The sequence below is a fragment of the Isoptericola croceus genome (assembly GCF_029382255.1).
GTDB lineage: Bacteria > Actinomycetota > Actinomycetes > Actinomycetales > Cellulomonadaceae > Isoptericola > Isoptericola croceus.
The window spans coordinates 541,032-556,845 of sequence record NZ_JARLLG010000002.1; the positions used below are offsets into that span (position 1 = coordinate 541,032).

The following is a 15,814-nucleotide window of genomic DNA, read 5'->3' on the forward strand; positions in this document are numbered from 1 at the left end:
GGCGAGCCCGCTGCACGGAGGATGCCCGCCAAGAGGGCGGCCGGAGATGTTGTCGAAATTCGTCGGCGTTGACTCTTGACGCTCCTGTCAACAGGCGTGCATCGTTGCTCGCAACGCAATCGAATGCAGATTACGCAACAGGAGGCAGGTATGGCCGGACGGCGGACCGTCATCATCGGTGCCGGGGTGGTGGGAGCTGCCCTCGCGGACGAGCTGTCCGCACTGGGCTGGACCGACATCACCGTCGTCGACCAGGGCGACCTCCCCGCGACGGGCGGCTCCTCGTCGCACGCACCGGGTTTGGTGTTCCAGGCCAACAGCTCCAAGGCGATGACCGAGATGGCCAGGTACACCGTGGAGAAGTTCGTCTCCCTCCAGCACGAGGGCCGTTCCTGCTTTCTCCAGGTGGGCGGGCTCGAGGTCGCCACCACCCCCGAGCGGCTTGCCGAGATCCGGCGCCGCCATGGTTGGCTCACCTCCTGGGGCGTCGACGCCCGCCTGGTCGACCCCGACGAGTGCGTCGAGCTGCACTCCCTGCTCCACCGCGACCGCGTCCTGGGTGGTCTCCACATCCCCACCGACGGCCTGGCCAAGGCGCTCTGGGCGGTCGAGGCGCAGATCGAGCGTGCCAAGAGCCGCGGCGTCCGCTTCCTGGCGCGCCACGAGGTGCTCGATATCCGGGCCGAGGGCGGCACAGTGGTCGGCGTCGTCACCGACCACGGCGAGCTGCCCGCGGACGTCGTCGTCTGCTGCGCCGGCATCTGGGGTCCGAAGGTCGCTGCGCTGGCCGGCATGAACCTGCCGCTGACCCCGCTGGGCCACCAGCTCGCGTGGACCGGTCCGATCCCTGAGCTCGATGCCCAGGAAGAGGAGGCGATTCGGCCGATCCTGCGGCACCAGGACGCCGACCTGTACTACCGCGACCGCTACGACTCCCTGGGCATCGGCTACTACGGGCACCGCCCGATGCCGGTCGACCCGTACGACCTGCTCTCGGTCGACGAGTCCGAGGTGATGCCGTCGGTGCTCGCCTTCACCGCCGAGGACTTCGCCCCGGCCTGGGAGGAGACCCAGTCGCTCCTGCCCGCGACGACGGAGACGAAGGTCGAGGAGGGGATCAACGGCATCTTCTCCTTCACCACCGACGGTATGCCGCTGCTCGGCGAGTCGCCCGGCCTGGCCGGCTTCTGGGTCGCCGAGGCCGTCTGGGTGACCCACTCCGCCGGCGTCGGGCGGGCCATGGCCGAGTGGCTGGCCGACGGGTACTGCAGCTCGTTCGACCTGCACGAGTGCGATGTGAACCGCTTTGAGGACTTCCAGCTCACGCCCGAGTACGTGCTCGAGCGCGACTGCCAGAACTTCGTCGAGGTCTACGACATCCTCCACCCGCTGCAGCCGATGGAGTCGCCCCGGCCGCTGCGCACGTCACCGTTCTACGAGCGCCAGCAGGAGCTCGACGCGTTCTTCCTCGAGGCCACCGGCTGGGAGCGCCCGCAGTGGTACGAGGCCAACCAGAACCTGCTGGAGCGGTTCACGGTCCCCCGACCCAACGACTGGGCCGCCCGCTTCTGGTCCCCGGTCGTCGGCGCCGAGGCACTGGCGACCCGCGAGAGCGTCGCGATGTACGACATGACCGCCCTCAAACGGCTCACCGTCATCGGGCCTGGTGCGACGTCCTTCCTGCAGCGGCTCACCACCGGCAACATGGCCAAGTCCGTCGGTTCGGTGACCTACACCCTGCTGCTCGACGTCGATGGTGGGATCCGCAGCGATGTCACTGTCGCCCGGCTCGGCGAGAACCACTACCAGGTGGGCGCCAACGGCGCGCTCGACATCGACTGGTTCCGCCGCTTCCTGCCCGAGGACGGGTCGGTCCAGGTCACCGACATCACCCCCGGCACGTGCTGCATCGGCCTGTGGGGCCCGAATGCCCGCGAGGTCCTCGGGCCCCTGGCGGACGCCGACCTGACCAACGACGGCCTGAAGTACTTCCGAGCCCGCCGGCTCCACGTCGGCAGCGTCCCGGTGACCGCCATGCGGCTGTCCTACGTCGGCGAGCTGGGCTGGGAGCTCTACACCACCGCAGACCTCGGCCTGCGGCTGTGGGACACCATCTGGCAGGCCGGACAGGACCACGGTCTCATCGCCGCCGGACGCGGCGCCTTCAACAGCCTCCGCCTGGAGAAGGGCTACCGGTCCTTCGGTTCCGACATGACCTTCGAGCACGACCCCTACGAGGCCGGCGTCGGGTTCGCCGTCAAGCTCGACAAGGGCGACTTCATCGGCCGCGAGGCGTTGCTGCGCCGTCAGGAGATCCAGACCCGCACCCTCGCCTGCCTCACCATCGACGACCCCACCGACGTGGTGCTGGGCAAGGAGCCGGTCTTCGTCGACGGTCGGCCCGTCGGTTACGTCACCAGCGCCGCCTACGGCTACACCATCGGCAAGGGCATCGCCTACGCCTGGCTGCCCAGCGAGCTCTCCGCCCCCGGCCAGGAGGCCGAGATCGGCTACTTCGACCGCCGGGTCCGCGCGACGGTCACCCCCGAGCCGCTCTTCGACCCGAAGATGACCCGGCTGCGCGGCTGAGTCACCCATGCCCGACATGACGACCTCGACAGGGAGCCACATGACAGCGCAGCTCCTCGACGGCACGGCGACCGCCGCCGCGATCCGGGCCGACCTGCGATCCCGCGTCCCCACGCTCGCCGAGCGCACTGCCGGCCTGACTCCCCGCCCTACCGCCAGCGAGGTGAACTGATGATTCCCGTCTGTCCGTTGTCCGCGTTGCCACGAGGCGAGGCCGTCCGCGTCGAGGGCGACGTGCCCATTGCCGTCTTCCATACCGAGGACGGCGAGGTCCTCGCCATCGACGACACGTGCACCCACCAGGACGCCTCCCTGGCCGATGGTTGGCTGGAGGGCTGCGAGGTCGAGTGCCCGCTGCACGCGTCTCGCTTCAACCTGCACACGGGCGCCGTCGACGCGCCACCGGCCAAGCGGCCGGTCCGAACCCACCAGGTCCACATCCAGGACGCCACGGTCTACGTGACCCTCTCTGAGGACGAGCCCAACCTGCCCCCCGGGGTCAGCGCGGGTTCCGTGGGAGCAGCGCCATGAACCGCGTCATCGTGGTCGGCGCCTCCCTGGCCGGACTGGCGACCGCACGCTCGTTGCGAGCCCAGGGCTACGACGGAGAGCTCGTCGTGGTGGGGGAGGAGCCGCACCGCCCTTACGACCGGCCCCCGCTCTCCAAGGAGTTCCTGGCCGGCACCACCGACATCGCCGACCTCACGCTGGAGGCCGACGGCGAGCACCTCGGCATCGACTGGAGGCTCGGCACCCGCGCGGACCGCCTCGAGAACGGCCGGGTGCACCTCGACGACGGCAGCACCTGGACGTACGACGGCCTGGTGATCGCCACGGGCACCAGGCCGCGCACCGACGTGGTCGGCGCCCGGCTCGACGGCGTGCACCTGCTGCGCACCGTCGACGACGCCCTCGCGTTGCGCGAGGGCCTGCGACGCGGCGGCCGCGTCGTCGTCGTCGGTGGTGGCTACATCGGCTCGGAGGTCGCCTCGACCGCACGTGCCATGGGCTGCGAGGTCACCCTCCTGGTGTCCGGCACCACGCCGCTGCACCACGCCCTCGGGCCTCACGCCGTTGCTGTCTCGGACCTGCACCACCGTCACGGCGTCGAGGTGGTGACCCGCGCCCGGGTCACCGGCATCCGTCCCTCCGGCGGGTCGCTCGTCGTCCACCTGGCCGACGACCGGCAGCTGCCGGCAGACAGGGTGGTGCTGGGGACCGGAGCGGTCCCGGCCATCGCCTGGTTGGACGGATACGGGATCGAGCTCGGCGACGGCGTCCTGTGCGACCCCACGGGCGGCACCTCGCTTCCCGGTGTGGTCGCCGTGGGTGACTGCAGCGCCTGGTTCGATCCAGCGCTCGGCCGGCACCACCGCAAGGAGCACTGGACCTCCGCCATCGACCAGGCGCCCGTCGCCGCGCGCACCCTCCTCGGCGGGGAAGCCCCCGCGACGGCGGCGCGCCGAGCCCCCTACCTGTGGTCGGACATCCACGGCAGTCGCATCCAGATGGCGGGCCACGCCGAGCTGGCCGACACCTGCGAGGTCGAGACCGGCTCAGTCGCCGACGGATCGTTCGTCGCGGTCTACCGCCGCGGCGGCCACCCGGTCGCGGTGCTCGGCGTCAACCAACCCAAGCACTTCATGTCCGTTCGTCGCCGACTCGTCTCGATACCGGCCGTCCCGTCCCTGCAAGGAGCAACAGCATGACCATCATCGAGAAGAAGGCCCTTCCCGAGAGCTTGATCAAGACCTTGCCCGGTTCTGCCTACTCGGATCCCGAGATGTTCGCTCGTGAGCAGGAGCTCATCTTCGAGAAGATGTGGTTCTGTGCGGCGCGGTCCGCCGACGTCGGCAAGCCCGGGGCCTTCAAGACCGTCCAGGTCGGCCGGGAGAGCATTCTCGTCACGCGCAGCCGCAGCGGTGAGGCCCGCGCCTTCTTCAACATCTGCCGACACCGCGGTGCCCAGCTGTGCACCGAGGAGTCCGGCGAGGTCAAGCGCTCCTTCCAGTGCCCCTACCACGCCTGGACCTACGACCTCGACGGCAAGCTGGTCGCCGCGCCGAACCTGACCAAGATGCCCGACGTCGACCGGCTCGAGTACGGCCTGCGCAAGGTCGCTGTCCGCGAGTGGTTGGGCTACGTCTGGGTCTGCCTCGCCGCGGAGGCTCCCCCCTTCGAGGAGTCAGTCATGGGGGATGTCCGTACCCGTCTGGGCGACATCGAGTCCATCGACCACTACGGCGTGGAGAACCTCGAGCTGGGCCGCCGGATCACCTACGACGTGAAGGCGAACTGGAAGCTCATCATCGAGAACTTCATGGAGTGCTACCACTGCGCCACGATCCACCCCGAGCTCACCGAGGTGCTGCCGGAGTTTGCTGACGGCTTCGCCGCGCAGTTCTTCGTCGGCCACGGTGCCGAGTTCGGTGAGGACGTCAAGGGCTTCACCGTCGACGGTTCCGAGGGCTTCGACCGCATCCCCGGCGTCACCGAGGACCAGGACCGCCGCTACTTCGCGGTCACCATCCGTCCCCAGGTGTTCCTCAACCTCGTCCCCGACCACGTCATCCTGCACCGGATGTACCCTCTCGCCCCTGACCGCACCATCGTCGAGTGCGACTGGCTCTACCTGCCGGACGTCGTCGCGAGCGGCAAGGACGTCTCCCACTCCGTCGAGCTGTTCCACCGTGTCAATCAGCAGGACTTCGATGCCTGCGAGCGCTGCCAGCTCGCCACCAACTCCCGCGTCTACGCCGACGGCGGTGTGCTGGTGCCCAGCGAGCACCACATCAGCGCGTTCCACGAGTGGGTCCTCGAAGCCCTCCAGGGCACCGACTGACGCTGCCCCGTCTCGAGACCGAAGGAAGACGAACCTGTGACGACCACGCAGAGCATCACGTCGGCCGGCAGCCTGCTCGATCGCAGTCTCGGCGACCTCGATCCTGAGGTCGCCGAGGCTGTCGGCCAGGAGCTACGGCGCCAGCAGTCCACGCTGGAGATGATCGCGAGCGAGAACTTCGCGCCGACCGCGGTCCTGCAGGCCCAGGGCTCGGTGCTGACGAACAAGTACGCCGAGGGCTACCCGGGCCGCCGCTACTACGGTGGATGCGAGCACGTCGACGTCGTCGAGCAGCTGGCCATCGACCGGGTCACGGCGCTGTTCGGTGCCGAGGCGGCGAACGTCCAGCCGCACTCCGGCGCCCAGGCCAACGCGGCGGCGATGTTCGCGCTGCTCGAGCCCGGCGACACGATCCTCGGGCTCGACCTCGCCCATGGCGGCCACCTCACGCACGGCATGCGGATCAACTTCTCCGGCCGCCTGTACGACGTCGTCCCGTACCACGTCAGCGAGACCGACCTCCTCGTCGACATGGACGAGGTGGAGCGGCTGGCCCACGAGCACCGCCCCCAGCTGATCGTCGCCGGCTGGTCGGCGTACCCGCGCCAGCTGGACTTCGCCGCCTTCCGCCGCATCGCCGACTCCGTCGGCGCCCTGCTGATGGTCGACATGGCGCACTTCGCCGGCCTGGTGGCCGCTGGCCTGCACCCCAGCCCGGTGCCGTACGCCGACGTGGTCACGACCACCACCCACAAGACGCTGGGCGGTCCACGTGGCGGCGTCATCCTGTGCCGCCAGGAGCTGCTGAAGAAGATCAACTCCGCGGTGTTCCCCGGCCAGCAGGGCGGACCGCTCGAGCACGTCATCGCGGCCAAGGCGGTGGCGTTCAAGGTGGCGGCCTCCGAGGAGTTCCGCGACCGGCAGCGCCGCACCCTCCACGGTGCTCAGATCCTCGCTCGTCGGCTCTCCGCTCCGGACGTGGCCGAGGCCGGCGTCTCCGTCCTTACCGGTGGCACCGACGTCCACCTGGTGCTGGTCGACCTGCGCGAGTCCGAGCTCGACGGCCAGCAGGGCGAGGACCGGCTGCACTCCATCGGGATCACGGTCAACCGCAACGCCGTCCCGTTCGACCCGCGCCCGCCCATGGTGTCCTCCGGGCTGCGGATCGGCACTCCTGCGCTGGCCACCCGGGGTTTCGACGCGGACGCGTTCGAGGAGGTCGCCGACATCATCGCCCTCGCGCTGCGCGGGCCCCTCGACGCGGCGTTGACCGCGGAGCTGCGTGGTCGCGTGCACACCCTCGCCTCCACGTTCCCGCTCTACCCCCTGCAGGAGGACTGATGGCCAAGCCGCTCCCGGAGCATCCCGCCTGGCTCTGGCGCGACCCCGACCCGAAGGCGTCCTACGACGCCATCGTGGTCGGTGGCGGCGGCCACGGCCTCGCTACCGCCTACTACCTGGCGAAGAACCACGGCATCACGAACGTCGCCGTCCTGGAGAAGGGCTGGCTGGCGGGCGGCAACATGGCCCGCAACACCACCATCATCCGGTCCAACTACCTGTGGGACGAGAGCGCCGCGATCTACGAGTTCTCGCTCAAACAGTGGGAGCAGCTCCCCGAGGAGCTGGACTACGACTTCCTGTTCAGCCAGCGCGGCGTGCTCAACCTGGCCCACACCTTGCAAGACGTCCGCGAGGCCACCCGCCGGGTCAACGCCAACCGACTCAACCGGGTCGACGCCGAATGGCTGGAGCCGGACGAGGTCGCCAAGATCTGCCCGATCATCAACGTCTCTCCCGACGTGCGCTACCCCGTCCTCGGCGCGACCTTCCAGCCGCGAGCCGGGATCGCCAAGCACGATCACGTCGCCTGGGCCTTCGCCAGGGCCTGTGACGCCATGGGCGTCGACCTCATCCAGAACTGCGAGGTCACCGGGTTCATCAAGGACGGCGACCGGGTCACAGGGGTCGAGACCACCCGCGGAAGCATCAGCGCCGGCACGGTCGGCCTGGTCGCCGCCGGTCACATCAGCGTCCTGGCGGAGAAGGCCGGCTTCCGGCTGCCCGTCCAGTCACATCCGCTGCAGGCCCTGGTCTCTGAGCTCTACGAGCCGGCCCACCCCACCGTGGTCATGTCCAACCACGTCCACGTCTACGTCTCCCAGGCCCACAAGGGCGAGCTCGTCATGGGTGCCGGCGTGGACGCCTACAACGGGTACGGCCAGCGAGGCTCCTTCCACGTGATCGAGCACCAGATGGCCGCCGCTCTCGAGCTGTTCCCGATCTTCGGTCGAGCCCACCTGCTGCGCACCTGGGGCGGCATCGTCGACGTCTCGCCCGATGCCTCGCCGATCATCGGCCCGACGCCGGTCGAGAACCTGTACGTCAACTGCGGCTGGGGGACCGGCGGCTTCAAGGCCACCCCGGGGGCGGGGTGGGCGATGGCGCACACCATGGCCACCGGTGCACCCCACGAGCTCAACCGCCCGTTCGGGCTGGAACGGTTCGTCTCCGGGGCGCTCATCGACGAGCACGGCGCCGCCGCCGTCGCGCACTGATCCGACGACACCTTGCGCACACAACGAGGGAGCAACCCGAGATGCTGCTGCTGAACTGCCCCTGGTGCGGCCCGCGGGACGAGACCGAGTACCACTACGGCGGCCAGGCTCACGTCCCCTACCCGGAAGAGCCCAGCACCCTGACCGACGAGGAGTGGGCCGAGTACCTGTTCTTCCGCGACAACCCGTGTGGGCCCTTCGCGGAACGCTGGGTCCACAGCGCCGGCTGCCGTCGCTGGTTCAACGTCGTCCGCGACACCCGGACCTATCAGGTCCTTGCGGTCTACACCCACTCCGACCCGCGGCCCGCGGTCGGGTTCGGCGCCCAAGCAGGAGGCCCGCGATGAGCACCCAGTCCCGCCGCCTTCCCACCGGAGGGCGGATCGACCGCAACACCGTCTGGACCGTCACTGTCGACGGCGTCGAGTACGCCGGTCACCCCGGTGACACGGTCGCCTCCGCGATGCTCGCGGGCGGGCAGGTCCGCGTGGGTGACTCGATCTACCGTGGCCGGCCCCGCGGCATCGTGGCCGCCGGCGCGGAAGAGCCCAACGCGTTGCTGCAGGTCGGTGGCGACTGTCCGGAGCCTATGGTGCCCGCCACCACGCGCGCCCTGGTCGACGGCCTCGTCGCCAGCAGCCTGTCCGGCCTCGGAGTCCTGGATCCCGAGACCGACGAGGCGATCTACGACAAGTACTTCCTGCACACCGACGTCCTCGTCGTCGGGGGCGGCCCCGCCGGGCTCGCCGCGGCCCGGTCCGCGTCCCGGTCCGGGGCTCGGGTCGTGCTGCTCGACGAGCGTTCCGAGCTCGGCGGGTCACTGCTGTCGAGCCGGGACGAGCAGGTCAACGGCCGACCCGTCCTCGACTGGGTCGCGGAGACCGCCGAGGCCCTGGCCGCCGAGCCTGAGGTCACCGTGCTCACCCGCACCGTCGCCTTCGGCTCCTACGACGACAACTACGTGCTGGCGGTCCAGAACCGCACCGACCACCTCCACGCACCGGCGCCGCGTGGCGTCTCTCGGCAGAGGGTCTGGCACATCCGAGCTCGTCGGGTCGTGCTGGCCACCGGAGCGCACGAGCGGCCCCTGGTCTTCGCCGGCAACGACCGTCCGGGCGTCATGCTGGCCGATGCGGTCCGGACGTACCTGAACCGGTACGCCGTCTCCGTGGGCGACAGCGTGGTCGTCGCCACGACCAATGACAGTGCCTACGACCTGGTCTCCGACCTGCTCGCAGCCGGCGTCGACGTGCCCGTCGTCCTGGACGCCCGCGTGACGTTGTCCGACCGCGCCGCCGCCTGCTCGGCCTCCCACGGCGTCCCCGTGGGACTGGGTATGGTCGTCGTGGCGACACACGGCGAGCCCCGGGTGTCCTCGGTGGAGATCAGCAAGATCGACGACCACGGACAGCTCGTGGGCGAGCGTTACACCATCGCGTGCGACACATTGGCGGTCTCGGGTGGTTGGAGCCCGGTCGTGCACCTGCACAGCCAACGCGGCGGCAAGCTCCGCTGGGACGACCTGTCGGCCGCGTTCGTTCCGGTCGGGACCGTCAAGGACCAGCAGGTCGTCGGGGCTGCTGCTGGCACGTTCACCCTGGACGACGGGCTGCGTGAGGGTGCCATCGCCGGCGCCGAAGCAGCCACGCGGGCCGGCTTCGCGGTCCCCCCGCTCGAGGTCGCGGGCTCGGCGCCGCTCGTCGAGGCCGGCGAAGTTCGCCAGCTGTGGCTGGTCCCCGCGATCGACAACGACGACCCCGGGGAGTGGGACGAGCACTTCGTCGACCTCCAACGTGACCAGACCGTCGCAGACGTGTGGCGCGCCACCGGGGCCGGGATGCGCAGCGTGGAGCATGTCAAGCGCTACACCTCCATCGGTACCGGGCAGGACCAGGGCAAGACGTCCGGAGTCAACGCCATCGGAGTCATCGCCGCCGCCCTCGGCGGGCCCGGCTCGTCGGGCATCGGCGAGGTCGGGACGACGACCTACCGTGCCCCTTACTCACCGGTCTCCTTCGCCGCCCTGGCCGGTCGCGAGCGCGGCGCGCTGTTCGACCCCGAGCGCACCACGCCGATCCACCCCTGGCACGTCGAGCAGGGTGCCGACTTCGAGATCGTCGGCCAGTGGCTCCGTCCGCGGTACTACCCGCTGCCCGGGGAGGACATGGACGCCGCCGTTCACCGCGAGTGCCAGGCGGCCCGGACGGGTGTGGCCATGATGGACGCTTCCACGCTGGGCAAGATCGAGATCAGCGGCACGGACGCGGGGGAGTTCCTCAACCGGATCTACACCAACGCGTTCAAGAAGCTCCCCGTCGGCTCCGCCCGCTACGGAGTGATGTGCAAGCCCGACGGGATGATCTTCGACGACGGCGTCACCCTCCGGCTGGCCGAGAAGCGCTACTTCATGACCACCACCACTGGTGGCGCCGCCACGGTGCTCGACTGGTTGGAGGAGTGGCTGCAGACCGAGTGGCCCGAGCTCGACGTCTACTGCACGTCGGTCACCGAGCAGTGGTCCACCATCGCCGTGGTCGGCCCTCGCTCCCGCGAGGTGATCGCCCGGGTCGCACCCGACCTGGACGTGAGCAACGAGGCATTCCCGTTCATGACGATGCGAGAGACCGTGCTCGCCTCGGGTGTCCCGACACGGATCTGCCGGATCTCGTTCTCCGGTGAGCTCGCCTTCGAGATCAACGTTTCCGGCTGGTACGGGCTCTCGGTCTGGCAGCAGGTGTACGCCGCGGGCCAGGACCTGGGCATCACTCCGTATGGCACCGAGACGATGCATGTGCTCAGGGCCGAGAAGGGCTATCCCATCGTCGGGCAGGACACCGACGGCACGGTCACCCCGCAGGACGCGGGCATGGAGTGGATCGTGTCCAAGCGGAAGGACTTCGTCGGCCGGCGCTCCTACGCCCGCCCCGACGCCCTGCGCACCGACCGCAAGCACATGGTCGGGGTGCTGCCCGTCGACCGGACCACCGTCCTGCCCGAGGGGAGCCAGCTGATCGCCGCCGGGACGCAGATCGGCGCCGGAGTGGATCCGGTATCGATGCTCGGACACGTCACTTCGAGCTACCACAGTGCGGCCCTCGGGCGCCCGTTCGGCCTCGCCCTCATCGAGAGCGGCCGGGACCGGATCGGTGAGGTGCTGGTGGCTCCGGTGGGTGACCAGCTGATCGAGGTCGAGGTGACCTCCTCCGTGCTCTATGACCCCGAAGGGACGAGGCGAGATGGATGACCTGACCCTGCAGCGCAGGAGCCCTCTGGCGGACCTGGCGGACCGCATGCGTGACGGCGCGGTCACCGGCAGCCGGCACGTGCGGCTGGCGGAGCTGCCGTTCTGGACCATGATCAGTGTGCGGGTGGATCCCGGCTCGCCGGCCGCCGCCGCTGTCGAGGGGGTGTTGGGCGCGGACCTCCCCCGGTGGTGCGGCCAGGTGACGGCGCACGGCCTCGACCACGTGCTCTGGCTCGGCCCTGACGAGTGGCTCATCGTCTCCGAGGTGGCGCCGTCTGACCTTCACGGCGCGCTCACCGACGCTGTCGGCGAGGCCCACGCGGCGGTGGTCGATGTGTCCGCCAACAGGACCTTGCTGGAGCTCTCCGGACCGGGTGCGCGGTCCGTCCTCGAGAAGGGATGTCCGGTCGACCTGCATCCGCGTGCCTTCGAGGTCGGCAGGGCCGTGTCGACAACTCTGGCTCGCGTCCCGCTGCTGCTGTGCCAGACCGGGCCGGACACCTACTGCCTGTTGCCACGCTCCTCGTTCGCACAGTACGTCGCCTGTTGGCTGCTGGACGCGATGCAGGAGCTCGGTTCGGACTTCCAGGACGGTTCGGCTTCCTGATGGCCCTGTCCGCATTCGACCTCTACTCCGTCGGCATCGGGCCGTCGTCCTCGCACACGGTCGGACCGATGCGTGCCGCGCAACAGTTCGCCGACGGCCTGGCCGAGGCCGGTCGCCTGCCCGAGGTGCGGCGGATCCGGGCCGAGCTGTTCGGGTCGCTCGGTGCCACGGGCCACGGGCACGGCTCCGCGAAGGCAGTCGTGCTCGGTCTGGAGGGGGAGGATCCGGCCACCACCGACACCGACCGGGCCGACGGCCGGATCGACGAGATCCGAGCCGGTGGCTTCCTGCTGCTCGCAGGCACCACCCCGGTCCGGTTCGACGTGGACACCGACCTGATCATGCACCGGCGCAAGAGCCTGCCGGCCCATCCCAACGGGATGAGGTTCGCCGTCTTCGACGAGGCCGACGCCGAGATCAGCCAGCGCACCTACTACTCCGTCGGTGGCGGCTTCGTCGTCGACGAGAAGGCCACCGGCGCCGACCGCGTCGTCGTCGACGACACCCCGGTCAAGTTCCCGTTCACCACGGGAGGCGAGCTCCTTGAGATCTGCGCGCGCGAGGGGATGAAGGTCAGTGAGGTGATGCTCGCCAACGAGCAGGCATGGCGTACCGAGGCCGAGGTCCGGGCCGGGATGCTGCACCTGTGGTCGGTCATGGCCGAGTGCGTGGAGCGAGGCTTCCACCGCGAGGGCGTGCTCCCCGGCGGCCTGCGCGTCCCTCGGCGGGCGCCTCGCCTGTACCGGGAGCTGTCCAGCAACCTCGGCGCGGACCCGCTGTACGTGATGGACTGGGTCAACCTGTACGCGCTCGCGGTCAACGAGGAGAACGCCTCGGGCGGCCGGATCGTCACGGCACCGACCAACGGCGCCGCCGGAATCATCCCCGCGGTGCTGCACTACTACGTCCGGTTCGTCCCTGGTGCGAACGACGACGGCATCGTGCGGTTCATGCTCACGGCGGCGGCGATCGGGATCTTGTTCAAGATCAACGCCTCGATCTCGGGCGCCGAGGTCGGTTGCCAGGGGGAGGTGGGGTCGGCGTGCTCCATGGCGGCCGCAGGTCTTGCCGAGGTCCTGGGCGGCAGCTCGCTCCAGGTGGAGAACGCTGCGGAGGTCGGGATCGAGCACAACCTCGGCCTGACGTGCGATCCGGTGGGCGGCCTGGTACAGATCCCGTGCATCGAACGCAACGCGATCGCCTCGATCAAGGCGATCAACGCCGCACGGCTCAGCATCAACGGCGACGGGAGCCACAAGGTGAGCCTGGACAAGGCCATCAAGACCATGCGGGACACTGGCCGGGACATGAAGACCAAGTACAAGGAGACCGCGCGCGGCGGTCTCGCCGTCAACGTGATCGAGTGCTGATGGAAGCTGATGAATCTCTGCTGGGGTCTGCGGACGAGTCGGGACTGAGCGTCGAGCAGCCTCACCACCACGCTGCAGGGGTGACCGCGGTCACCGTGGCGATGCGGCGCGCGCTGACGGAGATGGGACCGGTCCGCACCGCCCGGACGCTGGCGCGGCTCAACCAGGTGGACGGGTTCGACTGCATGAGCTGCGCGTGGCCCGACCCGGACCCAGAGCATCGGCACCGTGCCGAGTTCTGCGAGAACGGCGCCAAGGCGGTCGCCGAGGAAGCCACCAAGGCCCGGGTCACCCCCGAGTTCTTCGCCGAGCACAGCGTCGGCGACCTGCTCCGGCAGGCCGACCACTGGTTGGGCAAGCAGGGGCGCCTCACGCATCCCATGGTCAAGTGGCCCGGATCCGACCACTACGAGCCGATCTCGTGGGACGGCGGCCTGCGCCTGGTGGCCGAGCACCTGCAGCAGCTCGGCTCGCCGGACGAGGCGGTCTTCTACACCTCCGGACGCGCCTCGAACGAGGCGGCCTTCGCGTACCAGCTGTTCGTGCGTGAGCTCGGGACGAACAACCTGCCGGACTGTTCCAACATGTGCCACGAGTCCAGTGGCGTCGCGCTGATCGACACCATCGGGATCGGCAAGGGCAGCGTCAGCCTGGACGACCTGTACCGAGCAGAGCTGATCGTGCTGGCCGGTCAGAACCCCGGGACCAATCATCCGCGGATGCTCTCCGCGCTCGAGACCGCCAAGAAGCGCGGCGCGCGCATCATCTCGATCAACCCGCTGCGCGAGGCGGGTCTGGTGAACTTCCACAACCCCCAGAACGCCCAGGGTGTCCTCGGGCGCGGAACGGATCTGACCGACCTGCACCTTCAGGTCCGGCTCAACGGCGACCTCGCGCTCTTCCAGGCCATCGGCGCGCTCCTGGTCGAGTGGGACGCCCTCGATCGCGACTTCGCGGCCCGCTGCACCGAGGGCTTCGAGGCGTGGCGCGACCATGTTGCCGGCGTGGACTGGGAGCGGGTGATGGCAGTCACCGGGTTGAGCCGTGACCAGATCACGCAAGCGGCCAGGATGATCGCCGACTCCGACGCCACCGTGTACTGCTGGGCGATGGGCCTGACGCAGCACCGCAACGCGGTGGCCACCATCAAGGAGGTCGTCAACCTGGCACTGGCCCGTGGGGACATCGGCAAGCCCGGCGCCGGCCTGTGCCCGGTGCGCGGCCACTCCAACGTCCAGGGCGACCGCACGATGGGCATCTGGGAGAAGCCTCCGAAGGCCTTCCTGGACGCCCTGGCCGCCGAGTACGGCTTCGAGCCACCGCGGCACCACGGCTACGACACCGTGGAGAGCATCCACGCCATGCTCGAGGACAAGGCGTCGGTGTTCGTGGCGCTGGGAGGCAACTTCCTGCACGCCGCCCCCGATACCGCTCTGACCGCCGAGGCGCTGCAGCGCACCGCACTGACCGTGCAGATCTCCACCAAGCTGAACCGGTCCCACCTGATCACCGGACGCACCGCGCTCATCCTGCCCACCCTGGGCCGGACCGAGCGCGACGACCGAGCCTCGGGACCGCAGTTCATCACGGTCGAGGACTCCATGTCGGTGGTCCACGCCTCTCGCGGGCGACTCGACCCCGCCAGCGAACATCTGCGGTCCGAGGTGGCCATCGTCACCGGCCTCGCCGAAGCGACCCTCGGACGGGACTCGGTGGTGGACTGGAGGGCCTTGGGTGCGGACTACAGCCTGATCCGGGCCGGCATCGAAAGAGTGGTGCCCGGGTTCGAGGACTACGAGCGGCGGGTCTCGCGCCGCGGCGGCTTCGTGCTGCCGCACCCCCCGCGTGACAGCCGCACCTTCACGACAGCCACCGGCAAGGCGCACTTCACGGCGTCCCCGCTCGAGACCCTCGAGGTGCCGGAAGGCCACCTGGTGCTGCAGACGCTGCGCAGCCATGACCAGTTCAACACCACCGTCTACGGACTCAGCGACCGCTACCGCGGAATCGAGGGTGGCCGCCTGGTGGTGATGGTCAACCGACGGGACCTGCAGGCGCTGGGCCTGCGTGCCGGCGACCTGGTCGACATCATCGCGTGCTGGGACGACGGGAGGGACCGCCGTGTGCACGGCTTCCGCGTCGTCGAGTACGACACCCCCGTCGGTACCGCTGCCGCCTACTACCCGGAGACCAACCCTCTGGTGCCACTGGACTCCGCGGCCGTGGGGAGCAACACCCCGACCTCGAAGTCTGTGATCGTCAGGCTCGAGCGTTCTGCGGTCGGTCGATGAGGAGCATCAGGACACCCGTGGGGAAGGACACGCCCAGCCGAGCTTGGCGGTGATCCTTCGGCGGCCCAAGGGCGGGCGGCAGGAGCTGAAAGGAGTGTCCGGATGGACGCGGTGATGCGAGCTGCCGTCGAACGCCTGCCCGCCGAGCAGTTCCGCGAGAAGGGCAAGTACGTCGGGATCTGTGGCCAGGGGCCCCGGCCCATCCCGAGCTTGCGGAATGGCTGGTGGCGCAGGGCATCGAGTCGATCTCTCTGAACCCCGACACCGTCGTCGACACCTGGCCCTGCCTGGCGCGCCTCGGACGGGGGTAGCC

General features: G+C 69.7%; 12 protein-coding genes and 1 pseudogene. All 13 read left to right on the plus strand.

Going from position 1 to position 15,814, the window contains the following annotated elements; translation table 11 throughout:
* Positions 1 to 150: 150 nt before the first annotated feature.
* Positions 151 to 2,589, plus strand: a complete 2,439-nt coding sequence (locus tag PZC42_RS08335; RefSeq protein ID WP_277209899.1) for a GcvT family protein — start codon at positions 151 to 153, stop codon at positions 2,587 to 2,589.
* A gap of 40 nt (positions 2,590 to 2,629) precedes the next feature.
* On the plus strand, positions 2,630 to 2,761 hold the full coding sequence (locus tag PZC42_RS08340; protein WP_438802928.1) for a hypothetical protein: 132 nt from the start codon (positions 2,630 to 2,632) through the stop codon (positions 2,759 to 2,761).
* Entirely contained in the window at positions 2,761 to 3,120 is a 360-nt protein-coding gene (locus PZC42_RS08345) for a bifunctional 3-phenylpropionate/cinnamic acid dioxygenase ferredoxin subunit (protein WP_277209901.1), read from the plus strand. The genes PZC42_RS08340 and PZC42_RS08345 overlap by 1 nt, the downstream gene beginning before the upstream one ends.
* A complete protein-coding gene (locus PZC42_RS08350; protein WP_277209903.1) occupies positions 3,117 to 4,298 on the plus strand; it encodes an NAD(P)/FAD-dependent oxidoreductase in 1,182 nt (393 codons plus the stop codon). The genes PZC42_RS08345 and PZC42_RS08350 overlap by 4 nt, the downstream gene beginning before the upstream one ends.
* Positions 4,295 to 5,431, plus strand: coding sequence for an aromatic ring-hydroxylating oxygenase subunit alpha (locus tag PZC42_RS08355; protein WP_277209905.1), 1,137 nt, complete (start codon positions 4,295 to 4,297; stop codon positions 5,429 to 5,431). Before PZC42_RS08350 ends, PZC42_RS08355 begins: the two co-directional genes overlap by 4 nt.
* Positions 5,432 to 5,503: 72 nt before the next feature.
* A complete protein-coding gene (gene glyA, locus PZC42_RS08360; RefSeq protein WP_277210013.1) occupies positions 5,504 to 6,772 on the plus strand; it encodes a serine hydroxymethyltransferase in 1,269 nt (422 codons plus the stop codon).
* Positions 6,772 to 7,989 carry a sarcosine oxidase subunit beta family protein gene (locus PZC42_RS08365; RefSeq protein WP_277209908.1) on the plus strand — a complete coding sequence of 406 codons (1,218 nt, stop codon included), beginning with the start codon at positions 6,772 to 6,774 and terminating at the stop codon, positions 7,987 to 7,989. The genes glyA and PZC42_RS08365 overlap by 1 nt, the downstream gene beginning before the upstream one ends.
* 41 nt (positions 7,990 to 8,030) lie before the next feature.
* On the plus strand, positions 8,031 to 8,336 hold the full coding sequence (locus PZC42_RS08370; protein ID WP_277209910.1) for a sarcosine oxidase subunit delta: 306 nt from the start codon (positions 8,031 to 8,033) through the stop codon (positions 8,334 to 8,336).
* Positions 8,333 to 11,233 (plus strand): sarcosine oxidase subunit alpha family protein, encoded by a 2,901-nt coding sequence (locus PZC42_RS08375; RefSeq protein WP_277209912.1) that lies wholly within the window; start codon positions 8,333 to 8,335, stop codon positions 11,231 to 11,233. The genes PZC42_RS08370 and PZC42_RS08375 overlap by 4 nt, the downstream gene beginning before the upstream one ends.
* Positions 11,226 to 11,840 carry a sarcosine oxidase subunit gamma gene (locus PZC42_RS08380; protein WP_277209914.1) on the plus strand — a complete coding sequence of 205 codons (615 nt, stop codon included), beginning with the start codon at positions 11,226 to 11,228 and terminating at the stop codon, positions 11,838 to 11,840. Before PZC42_RS08375 ends, PZC42_RS08380 begins: the two co-directional genes overlap by 8 nt.
* Entirely contained in the window at positions 11,840 to 13,210 is a 1,371-nt protein-coding gene (locus PZC42_RS08385; RefSeq protein ID WP_277209916.1) for an L-serine ammonia-lyase, read from the plus strand. The genes PZC42_RS08380 and PZC42_RS08385 overlap by 1 nt, the downstream gene beginning before the upstream one ends.
* Entirely contained in the window at positions 13,210 to 15,501 is a 2,292-nt protein-coding gene (locus PZC42_RS08390) for an FdhF/YdeP family oxidoreductase (RefSeq protein WP_277209917.1), read from the plus strand. The genes PZC42_RS08385 and PZC42_RS08390 overlap by 1 nt, the downstream gene beginning before the upstream one ends.
* Before the next feature lie 153 nt (positions 15,502 to 15,654).
* Positions 15,655 to 15,812: pseudogene (locus tag PZC42_RS22240) on the plus strand (putative PEP-binding protein); the annotation flags it as partial.
* Positions 15,813 to 15,814 lie beyond the last annotated feature (2 nt).